The organism is Haloferax sp. s1, assembly GCF_058382125.1.
On sequence record NZ_JBZRPK010000577.1, the window covers coordinates 1 to 8191 of the forward strand.

11 protein-coding genes are annotated in these 8191 nt (G+C 61.5%); 6 read left to right on the forward strand and 5 right to left on the reverse strand.

Translation table 11 applies throughout. The annotated features are described in order from the left end of the window. The coding region (locus QT222_RS10995) for an inorganic phosphate transporter (RefSeq protein ID WP_491477204.1) at window positions 1-374 on the reverse strand (374 nt) is incomplete at its 3' end. A gap of 42 nt (window positions 375-416) precedes the next feature. Next, window positions 417-584, reverse strand: a complete 168-nt coding sequence (locus tag QT222_RS11000; protein WP_014732073.1) for a DUF7859 family protein — start codon at window positions 582-584, stop codon at window positions 417-419. A gap of 96 nt (window positions 585-680) precedes the next feature. Here QT222_RS11000 and QT222_RS11005 point away from each other — a divergent pair, with 96 nt between their 5' ends. Then, window positions 681-1586, forward strand: coding sequence for an ArsR/SmtB family transcription factor (locus QT222_RS11005; RefSeq protein ID WP_491477205.1), 906 nt, complete (start codon window positions 681-683; stop codon window positions 1584-1586). Between the two features lie 239 nt (window positions 1587-1825). On the opposite strand, the gene QT222_RS11010 is transcribed toward QT222_RS11005, so the two are convergent. Next, the gene (locus tag QT222_RS11010) at window positions 1826-2347 is read right to left on the reverse strand and encodes a metallophosphoesterase (RefSeq protein WP_004058329.1); all 522 of its coding nucleotides are present in this window, start codon (window positions 2345-2347) and stop codon (window positions 1826-1828) included. Window positions 2348-2467: 120 nt separating this feature from the next. Here QT222_RS11010 and QT222_RS11015 point away from each other — a divergent pair, with 120 nt between their 5' ends. Together QT222_RS11015 and QT222_RS11020 are read left to right on the forward strand one after the other, a co-directional pair. After that, the gene (locus QT222_RS11015; RefSeq protein ID WP_004058331.1) at window positions 2468-3412 is read left to right on the forward strand and encodes a cation diffusion facilitator family transporter; all 945 of its coding nucleotides are present in this window, start codon (window positions 2468-2470) and stop codon (window positions 3410-3412) included. Next, window positions 3413-3628 (forward strand): hypothetical protein, encoded by a 216-nt coding sequence (locus QT222_RS11020; protein WP_491477206.1) that lies wholly within the window; start codon window positions 3413-3415, stop codon window positions 3626-3628. A 13-nt stretch (window positions 3629-3641) separates the two neighbouring features. Here QT222_RS11020 and QT222_RS11025 read toward each other — a convergent pair whose 3' ends face one another. Then, window positions 3642-4667, reverse strand: a complete 1026-nt coding sequence (locus QT222_RS11025; RefSeq protein WP_491477207.1) for a threonine aldolase family protein — start codon at window positions 4665-4667, stop codon at window positions 3642-3644. Window positions 4668-4785: 118 nt separating this feature from the next. On the opposite strand from QT222_RS11025, the gene QT222_RS11030 reads away from it, so the two are divergent. Together QT222_RS11030 and QT222_RS11035 are read left to right on the forward strand one after the other, a co-directional pair. After that, on the forward strand, window positions 4786-5871 hold the full coding sequence (locus QT222_RS11030) for an aminopeptidase (RefSeq protein WP_491477208.1): 1086 nt from the start codon (window positions 4786-4788) through the stop codon (window positions 5869-5871). 369 nt (window positions 5872-6240) lie between these two features. Continuing rightward, the gene (locus QT222_RS11035; protein WP_004058339.1) at window positions 6241-6393 is read left to right on the forward strand and encodes a hypothetical protein; all 153 of its coding nucleotides are present in this window, start codon (window positions 6241-6243) and stop codon (window positions 6391-6393) included. Between the two features lie 13 nt (window positions 6394-6406). Here QT222_RS11035 and lrp read toward each other — a convergent pair whose 3' ends face one another. Further along, window positions 6407-6865, reverse strand: a complete 459-nt coding sequence (gene lrp / locus QT222_RS11040; RefSeq protein ID WP_004058341.1) for an HTH-type transcriptional regulator Lrp — start codon at window positions 6863-6865, stop codon at window positions 6407-6409. A gap of 126 nt (window positions 6866-6991) precedes the next feature. Between lrp and QT222_RS11045 the strand changes: the two genes are divergently transcribed. Continuing rightward, the coding region (locus QT222_RS11045) for a glutamine synthetase family protein (protein ID WP_491477209.1) at window positions 6992-8191 on the forward strand (1200 nt) is incomplete at its 3' end.

Consider the following 8191-nt stretch of genomic DNA (forward strand, 5'->3'; position numbering starts at 1 on the left):
CCCATAGCGAGACCGACGCCGACGACAGCACCGGTGACAGTGAACGCAGTGGCAATCGGATAGCCGGCAAAGACGCCGAGCGCGACGAGCACCGCTGCGGTGAGCAAAGCGACAACTGCAGCGGCCGCGGTTAGCGTGACACCGCCGATAAGTTCGGTCCCGACGGCATTAGTGACGTTTGCGCCTTGGAGGAATGCCCCGGCGAACCCGAGGAGACCGACGATAAACCCGGCGCGCATCACCGAGATGGCGTTGGCACCGACTGCTGGCGCGAACGGCGTCGACCCCGACGAACCGGCGCCGATAGCCCACGCCATGAACAGACTCGCAAGTGCGGCGACGACGAACGTCGCAAGTGTCCCGACTGCTACCACGACAACACACCTCGACGGCCCTCGAATGGCGTGTCCGTCATCCTAGCGGCGGCGCGCCTCGTCGTATCCCTCACTCAGACCGAGTAGCGTCCGCCGAACGAGGAGATACGCGAAAAAGACGAAGAGCAATATTGCGACGAGCAATCCCGTGAACACAGGGTCACCCACGAGAAAATCGACGATGCCGTCTACGACCAAAGGGTCGGTCATGTGCGAGGTTTCCGCGGGCACGAGGTATAGCCATTTCGGCGTCAGGACGTGACGGAATACGAACACTGATACCGAAAACACGAGTAGCGCGAAGAAATGGCCGACCTCATTCCCTCCAACTCCGGGACCCCGGGCGATGACGACCGGGACGACCGGGACCCGCGGGTTGTCGGCCTCGACAGCGACGAGGCTGACGACTTACTCGCTGCCATCGCTTCGGCTACTGCCCGGTCGGTCCTCGCATCGCTCCACGAGTCGCCTGCAACCCCATCAGAACTTGCAAACGATGTCGACACGTCGCTCCAAAACGTCCAGTACCACCTCGGTAACCTCTCGGAAGCGGAACTCATCGAGGTAATAGACACGCGGTACTCCGAGAAAGGCCGCGAGATGAACGTCTACGCACCCGCCGACCGTGCTCTCGTCGTCGTTGCCGGACGCGACGACGAGACGAAGGGACTCAAAGGAGCACTCTCGCGTCTCATCGGCGGCATCGGTGTCCTCGGCATCGGGTCAGCCGTGGTGAACCGACTCGCCCGGTCGAGAACTATCTTCCCGTTTGCAACCGGGAGCGCAGGCGGTGAAGCAGAAATTGCCGATAGCGGAGCCGCGGTGAACGACTCCGCCAGCACCGTGACGGACCTCAACGCTACGGACCAGACGAATAATACAACTGCAGGAGGGCAGACGACTGCAGCGACTTCGGGCGGGGAACAGACCGTGACCGAAACGGCAGCCGAAACAGCGTGGACCGCGCCCGAAACGGCGGCCGAAACAGCGACCCAGACGCCGACTCCGACACTAAAGCCGACTGCAACGCCGACACCGGCGGCGGACACGACGACAGTAGCTCAGCAGTTGACGGAGACCACGACGGAACTGACGACCGGTTCGTCGGGTCTCGGGGAGACGGTGGCGTCGCTCTCGCCGGGTGCACTATTCTTCCTCGGCGGACTGACGGTTCTTCTCGCGTGGGTCGTGGTCGGCGTTCTCCGAGACTAAAAGGGTTGTTTGAGCCTACGGTGTGTATTTGGCCACCTGGGTCCTACGGTGAAGTGCGAGGCTGCGTTCGGTCCCACGGACGACGGTCGGGACACTGCCATCCCCGTGCGCCCCTGCCCCTTTCCCGGCGTCGTCTCCCCGCGTGGCCTCGGCCTGCCTGCCATGGGATTTCCCCCAATCCAATCCCATCCCAACCACCCCCGCTGATTCTTCCGGTCCTCCACCGGACCCGTGTTCTGTTAGTGCTCCTCTGGGATAACACGGAACGTCTCGAATACGTCTCCGTCGACAGTAACCAGTCGCCCGCGGAGACCGCCGTCCGGCAATTCCTCCAGTTCTGCGTGCGCCTGCCGGTTCCCACGTGGTTGGGCGTGACTCCCCGGATTGAGAAGCGGAATCGCGCCGGTTCCGTCGAAGGTGGGTCGGTGACTGTGGCCGAAGATGACCGCGTCAGCGCCGCGTTCTCGTCCGAAAAGCGAGAGGGCGGTTCCGCCACCGCGACGGGTGTGCGTCATCGCGAATTCCACACCGCCGTACGTGAAGTTCCGCGCCTCGGGAATCCGGTCTCGAATCTCCGGGCCGTCGTTGTTGCCATAGACGGCGAGGAACGACTCGGATTCGGCGATGAATGCGTCGAGGACGGATTCACGCATGAAATCGCCCGCGTGGACGACGAGATCGGCTTCGCGGACCGCTTCGAGGGTTCGGTTCGCGAGTCGGTGACCGTCGGTACTGTGAGTATCGGAGACGACGACGAGCATATCTCCGCCTATGCATCGAGGGGATTGAAACCTGCTGACTGCGGCACGAAGTACGATTCAGCCAAAGTGACCTGTCCGTCCGTCGGTAAGTCTATCCGGGAGGGGGGAGTGACCCACCACATGGCAGGCAGTACGTCGGTCGTCATCGCGGCCCTCTTTGCGAATGGCGCTATCGCAGTCCTCAAGTTCCTCGGGTTTCTCGCGACTGGGAGTCCATCGATGCTCTCCGAAACGTACCACTCGATTTCCGACACCGGGAATCAGGTGTTCCTCCTCATCGGAATTCGGTACAGTCGGCGCGAAGAGACCCGCGAACACCCGTTCGGCTTCGGGAAGGCACAGTTCTTCTACTCGTTTCTCGTCTCCGTGATGCTGTTCGGAATCGCCGGGTGGGAGTCGGCGAAACACGGCTACAACGCGTTGATGCACCCGAGTCACAGCGAGAGCGCAAATGCGCTCATACTCTTCGGAAGGGAGATAGAACCCGTCTACGTCAACGTCGCTATCCTCCTCGGAGCTATCGCCTTCGAAAGCTACGCATTCCTGAAGGCGAACGCCGAACTCCGCCGCCAAATCGAGGAGTACGAGTGGAGCGGTCTCGTGCAAGCGTTCCGCGAGACGAGCGACGTGACGACGCTCACGGCGTTCACCGAGGACACCGTTGCCCTCGGGGGCGCGGTGCTCGCCCTCGCCGGAATCGGACTCACCGAACTGACCGGCAATGAGGCGTTCGACGCCGCCGCGGCACTCCTCATCGGTATTCTCCTCATGGGCTTCGCAATCGCACTCGCATGGGAGAACAAACGTCTCCTCATCGGCGAGAGCATTCCGCTGGACGAAGAACAAGCACTCAAAGGAATCGTCCGCGATGACCCCCACGTCAGCCACGTCGACCGCTTCCGTGCGTCGTACGTCGGCCCGGAGAAACTCCTTTTGGCCCTCAACGTAAGTTTCGACTCCGAACTCGGTACCGAGGAGATAGACGACTACATCACCGAAATCGAAAACGAACTCAAGGCTGCTGACGACCGCGTCCACTTCGTCTACATCGAACCCGAGCTATAGATGGACCTCCCTGAACTCGTCCCCCCGCTCATCTTTGTCGCCGCGGGCGGCTACATGTACAGTCGCCCGATGTCGGTCCGGACTCTGGTCTCACCACGGGAGTGGAAGGAGTCGCCGAAGAAAGCAGAGCATCTCCAGCGCGGATTGGCGAAGGCGATGGGTCTCGCGCTCGTCGTCGCTGGCGTGCTGTGGTTCGTCGTCGGACTGAGTTCCTAAACAGGGGCCGAGCCTACTGCGACTGGACTGCCTTGGCAACGAGTTCGACTGCTTCTTTGACTTCGGCCCGCGAGACGTTCAGATTCGTCGTGAACCGGGTGTGGTACTCGCCGAACGGGCCGCCGAGGACGCCCACGTCATCACACAATTCGACGAACTCCTGTGCCGTCACCCCCGCGGCCTCGGAGTCGACGACGACGATGTTCGTGTCCGGGGTCGGTACCGACAACCCCTCAATGTCGTCGAGACCGTCGGCGAGGATGCGAGCGTTCTCGTGGTCGTCGGCGAGGCGTTCGACGTTATCGAGGGCGACGAGACCGGGTGCGGCGATGAGACCAGCCTGTCGCATTCCGCCGCCGAACTGCTTGCGGACGCGGACGGCCTGTTCGACGAATGCCTCCGAACCGGCGAGAATCGAGCCGACGGGCGCGCCGAGTCCCTTCGAGAGACAGAACATCACGGTATCGACGTGCTCAACCATCGCCGCCGGGTCCTCGTCGAGCGCGATGCAGGCGTTGAACAACCGCGCACCGTCGAGGTGGACCGGCATCCCGAGTTCGTGTGCTGTTTCGGCCGCGGCGTCGATGTCGGCTTTCGGGATGGCGACGCCGCCGCGGGCATTGTGCGTGTTTTCGAGACAAACCAGCCCCGTTCCGGCGACGTGAAGGGATTCTTCTCGCGCGTGCTCGCGGACCTGCTCGGGTGTCGGTGCGCCGCGTTCGCCGGCGTCGAAGGCGCGAACCTGCAAGCCCGAGAGTTGGGCGAACCCGCCGACTTCCCACTTGTAGACGTGGGCTTCGACATCGACCAACGCCTCCTGACCCGGGTCGGCGTGGACGCGAGCGGCAATCTGGTTCCCCATCGTTCCGGAGGGGACGAACACCGCGGCTTCCATGCCGACCAACTCGGCGGCGCGTGCTTCGAGTTCGTTCACGGTCGGGTCGTCGTCGTACACGTCGTCGCCGACATCGGCATCTCGCGCGGCCTCGCGCATCTCGTCGGAGGGGAGCGTGACAGTGTCGCTTCGGAGGTCTATCATTGTACTGAGAGACTGACCGAGCCGAGAAATAGGCGATGGTCGGGTCAGCGCACGGTCGTGCTATCGGCACGCCTTGCGCTTCGAAACGTGTTTGTTGTACGAACACTCACGACGCGGTATGGACCCGCGCATCCGCGAACACGCTCAGACTATCGTCGACCACTCGACCCGCATCGAGGAGGGCGACAACGTCGTCGTCTCCGCACCCGCCGTCGCCGAAGACCTCGTGACCGCTATCTGCGAACTCGTCGGCGAGCGCGGGGCGTACGTCGTCAACACCGACAGCAACTCCCGGTTCATGCGCGCATTCCTCCGTGCGTCCGACGGCGAGGAGTTCGAAACGCCGTCGCACCAACTCGCGCTCATCGAGGAGACAGACGTGCTCATCAACGTCCGCGCCGAGGAAAACGCCACAGAACAAAGGGCCGCCGACCCCGCGACGAACGCCGCGTGGAAGCGCGCCTACAAGCCGATTCAGGCCGAGGCGCTCTCGAAGCGCTGGTGTCTCACCCAGCATCCCGCAACGGGGAGTGCGCAACTCGCCGGCATGAGCACCGAAGCGTACGAAAACTTCGTCTACGACGCTGTCACGCTCGATTGGGAGAAGCAGGCCGAACACCAGAAACAGATGGTCGAGATTCTGAACGACGCTGACGAAGTGCGCATCGTCTCGGGCGACGAGACGGACGTGACGATGAGCGTCGCGGGCAACACAACCATCAACGACAAGGGCGAGCACAACCTCCCCGGCGGCGAAGTGTTCACCGCACCCGTCAAGGACTCCGTCGACGGCGAGGTCTACTTCGACCTCCCGCTCTACCGGCAGGGTCGCGAAGTCTCGGGTGTCCGGGTTCGCTTCGAAGACGGCGAGGTCGTCAACTACAGCGCCGAGCGCAACGAGGAGGTCTTAGACGGCGTCTTTGATACCGACGAGGGTGCACGATATCTCGGCGAACTGGGTATCGGCATGAATCGGAGTATCGACCGCTTTACCTACAACATGCTCTTCGACGAGAAGATGGGCGACACCGTCCACTTGGCCGTCGGTTCGGCCTACCCGGAGACGGTCGGCGAGGAGAACGAACGCAACGAGAGCGCCGAGCACGTCGACATGATCGTCGACATGTCCGAGGATTCCGTCATCGAAGTCGATGGGGAAGTCGTCCAGCGCAACGGGGCGTTCGTGTTCGAAGACGACTTCTAAGCCTGCTTTTTCCCTCCAGGTTTTTGCGACCGGAACGGAGTGACGGGCGTAAAAAGGTGGAACTGGGACGTTCGTCTTTGAAGACGACTTCGAAGGAATAGCGGGCTTGTTTCTGAGTAAGCTGTACCGTTTCATCTCCAATTTGTGTATTGACAAATCAGTTTCCGTCACCGGGTTCTCCAGTCGAAATACTACCCTTCAGAAACGCGGAACTATCGTCACCACAGGTGCCGCCAGATACACCCCAAATCGACCGAGATACTGTCTACGCTCCAGTTGAAACACTGCCCTTCCAGCTATGGAACATCGTGTGATAAAAAATCACATAGGCCAATAACTTTAATCCGAATACACGAGGAGAGTGTATCGATGCCAGCGGTTCAGTGTCGGGCCTGTGGTCGCGACGTGGGAGTACACGAAATCGAGACCACGACGCAGACCACACCCGACGGGTTCGACACGAGGTATCGGTGTCCCTACTGCAAAGAGGAGATGCGCGACGTAAAAATGCGAATCGTCTGACTGTGACGCGGCGTTATTCGTCGACGTCGAGCGCGAACTGCTCGTTTTCGGTGACTGCGTTGAGCACGACCGAGGTGTTCGACTCGCGGATGTCCGTGTCGGTAAGGAGCTTCTTGATTTGCGTGTTCATGCCGTCGGTGTCGCGGAACTTGCCGATGGCGATGATGTCGTAGTCGCCGGTGACCTCGTAGACCGAGATCATCTGTTTTTCTGCGCGGAGTCGCTCGGTAATCTCGGGGAGCGCGGACCCCTCGACTTTGAGTTGGATGACGGCGGTGACATCGTAGCCGAGCGCGTCGTAGTTCACGCGCGGTGTGTAGCCCTCAATGACACCCTCGTCTTCGAGGTCGCGCAGGTGATTCGAGACGGTCGTGACCGACACGTCGAGTTCTTCCGCAAGGCTACGCAGACTCGCACGACCGTCGCCGAGGAGTGCATTGATGAGCTTCGCATCGAGGTTTTCGTACGTCATTACATTCAGAAACCGTCCGGGGGCATTAGAATTTTACGAATATCCAATTCTGTGGCCGCCAACGGGGAATTGCATTAAGCGGAAAGGTCTTTATAGTGCGGGTGTACGAATTGCATGTTCAGGAAAATGACGGAAGACAACGTACTCACCGACGGTGGCCTGAGCGCCGAGGCACAGGCAGTCATCGACGAGATCGAAGAGAAGAATGTCGACTTCCTCCGCCTCCAGTTCACCGATATTCTCGGCACAGTTAAGAACGTCTCCATTCCAGCATCGCAAGCCGAAAAGGCGTTCACAGAGGGAATCTACTTCGACGGATCGTCTATCGACGGTTTCGTGCGCATTCAGGAATCCGACATGCGCCTCGAACCCGACCCGTCCACGTTCGCCATCCTCCCGTGGCGGAAGAAGGAAAACAGCGCGGCGGCCCGACTCATCTGTGACGTGTTCAACACGTCCACCGGCGAACCGTTCAGCGGCGACCCGCGTGGCGTCCTCAAGCGCGCTATCGAACGCGCAGAGGACATGGGATACGACATCAACGCAGCCCCCGAACCGGAGTTCTTCCTCTTCGAGGAAGACGAAGACGGCAGCGCGACGACCATCACGAACGACGCCGGTGGCTACTTCGACCTTGCACCGAAGGACCTTGCGTCGGACGTGCGCCGCGACATCATCTACGGTCTCGAAAGCATGGGCTTCGACATCGAAGCCTCGCACCACGAGGTCGCAGAAGGCCAGCACGAGATTAACTTCACGTACGACGACGCCCTCTCGACGGCCGACAACGTCGCGACCTTCCGGTCTGTCGTCCGCGCCATCGCGGCCGAACACGACCTCCACGCGACCTTCATGCCCAAGCCGATTGCCAAGGTCAACGGCTCCGGGATGCACACACACATCTCGCTGTTCAAGGACGGCGAGAACGCGTTCCACGACGGTGCCGACGAGTTCGACCTGAGCGAGACGGCAAAGCAGTTCACCGCCGGTATCCTCGAACACGCACCCGCCGTGACTGCCGTCGCCAACCCGACGGTGAACTCCTACAAGCGCCTCGTCCCCGGCTACGAAGCGCCGGTCTACATCGCGTGGTCCGACCGCAACCGCTCGGCGCTCATCCGCAAACCGGCCGCCCGCACGCCAGCAGCCTCCCGTATCGAGGCTCGCTTCCCCGACCCGTCCTGTAACCCGTACCTCGCCCTCGCGGCGCTCATCCACGCCGGTCTCGACGGCATCGCGCGCGAACTCGACTGCGCGGACCCGGTCCGCGAGAACATCTACGAGTTCGACGAGGAGAAACGCGAAGAGTACGGCATCGAGACGCTC

Bases quoted from the DNA above. Each gene is read 5' to 3' on its own strand.
- QT222_RS11000 (WP_014732073.1), bottom strand. From the start codon at position 584: ATGACCGACCCTTTGGTCGTAGACGGCATCGTCGATTTTCTCGTGGGT.
- QT222_RS11005 (WP_491477205.1), top strand. From the start codon at position 681: ATGGCCGACCTCATTCCCTCCAACTCCGGGACCCCGGGCGATGACGAC.
- QT222_RS11010 (WP_004058329.1), bottom strand. From the start codon at position 2,347: ATGCTCGTCGTCGTCTCCGATACTCACAGTACCGACGGTCACCGACTC.
- QT222_RS11015 (WP_004058331.1), top strand. From the start codon at position 2,468: ATGGCAGGCAGTACGTCGGTCGTCATCGCGGCCCTCTTTGCGAATGGC.
- QT222_RS11020 (WP_491477206.1), top strand. From the start codon at position 3,413: ATGGACCTCCCTGAACTCGTCCCCCCGCTCATCTTTGTCGCCGCGGGC.
- QT222_RS11025 (WP_491477207.1), bottom strand. From the start codon at position 4,667: ATGATAGACCTCCGAAGCGACACTGTCACGCTCCCCTCCGACGAGATG.
- QT222_RS11030 (WP_491477208.1), top strand. From the start codon at position 4,786: ATGGACCCGCGCATCCGCGAACACGCTCAGACTATCGTCGACCACTCG.
- QT222_RS11035 (WP_004058339.1), top strand. From the start codon at position 6,241: ATGCCAGCGGTTCAGTGTCGGGCCTGTGGTCGCGACGTGGGAGTACAC.
- lrp (WP_004058341.1), bottom strand. From the start codon at position 6,865: ATGACGTACGAAAACCTCGATGCGAAGCTCATCAATGCACTCCTCGGC.